Source organism: Zoogloea ramigera, from assembly GCF_006539865.1.
In the GTDB taxonomy this organism is placed as follows: domain Bacteria; phylum Pseudomonadota; class Gammaproteobacteria; order Burkholderiales; family Rhodocyclaceae; genus Zoogloea; species Zoogloea ramigera.
Map to the genome: position 1 here is coordinate 1 of NZ_BJNV01000158.1, position 1,671 is coordinate 1,671.

General features: G+C 67.0%; 1 protein-coding gene. It reads left to right on the forward strand.

Features of this window, described 5'->3' with window-relative positions; all coding sequences use genetic code 11:
• Positions 1 to 71: 71 nt before the first annotated feature.
• Positions 72 to 1,671 (forward strand): transposase (locus ZRA01_RS20170; protein ID WP_141355159.1); only part of this gene is annotated, 1,600 nt, incomplete at its 3' end.

The following is a 1,671-nucleotide window of genomic DNA, read 5'->3' on the forward strand; positions in this document are numbered from 1 at the left end:
AGGGTGTCGCGAAACCCCTGCCCGAGTGCCTGAGCTACGATTACGCATATAGAGACAAAGTTGGGACAGTCATGGGTCAGGACAGGATCAAACGCCGCGTCACACGGATCAAGGTGGGAACCCAGTTGGGTTTGGACGGGTTCGATGCTGAGCCGGGGCTTGAGGCGCGACAGGTGGCGCAGGGCCGGATGGCGATTCGATTCGAAGACCCTGACCCTCGAGACATCCGTTTTGGCACGCAGCGGCTGGACGCTCACCTTCGTGAGATGGGGCTCGGTGATGCGCTGGCGCTGCGGCAGATCTTGAGCGAACAGGACTGGAGCGGGTTCGAGGCACAGTACAGCCCGGCGGGCCGGCCAGGCTATGCCCCCTGGCTGATGGCAGGGGTCGTGCTATTCGGGCTGATGCGGGGCGTCAGTTCGCTGCGGGCGCTCGAGCGCTTTACCCGCAGCGATCTGGAATGCATGTGGGTGAGCGGCGGGATCACCCCGGATCACTCGATCCTGGGGCGTTTCATCGCGCGTCACGAAGCACAGCTGAGCGGGCCCCTATTCGAGTCGATCACCGAGGCGGTGCTCAAGCGTACGGCGTCCGGGCGCGGGCGCCTGGCAGGAGATGGAACGGTGCTGGAGGCGATGAGTTCGCGCTTTGCGCTGATCAAGCGCGAAGCGCTCGAGGCGCAGCGCGAACAGGCCCAGGCACCCGCCGTACAGGCCCGGATCGAGCACGCCCAGGCGGTACTGGCCAAGCGCCCCGAGGCCAAGGCCATCGTGGTGAGCGAACCCGAGGCGGGGCTGCTCAAGCTCAAGAACGGCCGGGGCGCCCGCCCAGCCTACCAGGCGGCGGTGCTGGCCAACGAGGCGCGCGTGGTGGTCGATGCGCAGGTCCACTCGACGAGCGAGCAAGCCGCGCTCTGCGAGCCGCTGGATCGGCTGGACGGCGCCCAGACCCAGGAAGTGCTGCTCGATGCGGGATTCAACACCTACGAGACACTGGAGTGCGCCCTGAACAAAGACATCAGCGTGCTGTGCCCGGAGCGCGCCGAGGATGCGCAAGGCGATGAGCCGGGCGCCGGACGATTCGCCCTGCGCCACTTCCGCTACGTCGAGGACGGGGACTACTACGTGTGCCCGACCGGAGAACGACTGCATCCGTGTCGCCGCTCTCAGGGCAACCCGGAGGCGGGACGTCGTGCGTACGTGCAGTACACCACGACCGCCTGCGCTCAGTGCGCGCGCCGTGCGCAGTGCACGGGTGCCACGCAACGCACGATCCAGCGCACCGCTGGCCAGGCGCTCAAGGAAGCGCTACGCCAGGTCATGGCCCAGCCGGGGGCCCGACGCGCGTTTGCCCAGCGCAAGGCGATGGTCGAACCCGTGTTCTCGGCGCTGCGCGAACGTCAGGGCCTGAACCGATTCCGCCGCCGCGGCTTGCGGGGGGTACGGCTGGAGTTTCGTCTGCACCTGATGGCCTACAACCTTGGGCGGGCGCTGGTGTATGCCCGGCGGGGGCGTTTGGGCCGTCTATTGCGCTTTGCCTGCTTCATTCAACCGCGGCGCCGGCATGTGAGCGGCGCGTGTGGCAAAAACCGCCACCGCCACCGCCATCCAATCCGTTACCCGATCGATTGCATGGCAGCGCCGACATCTAGGCTTCGTGCATCGCAGTTTT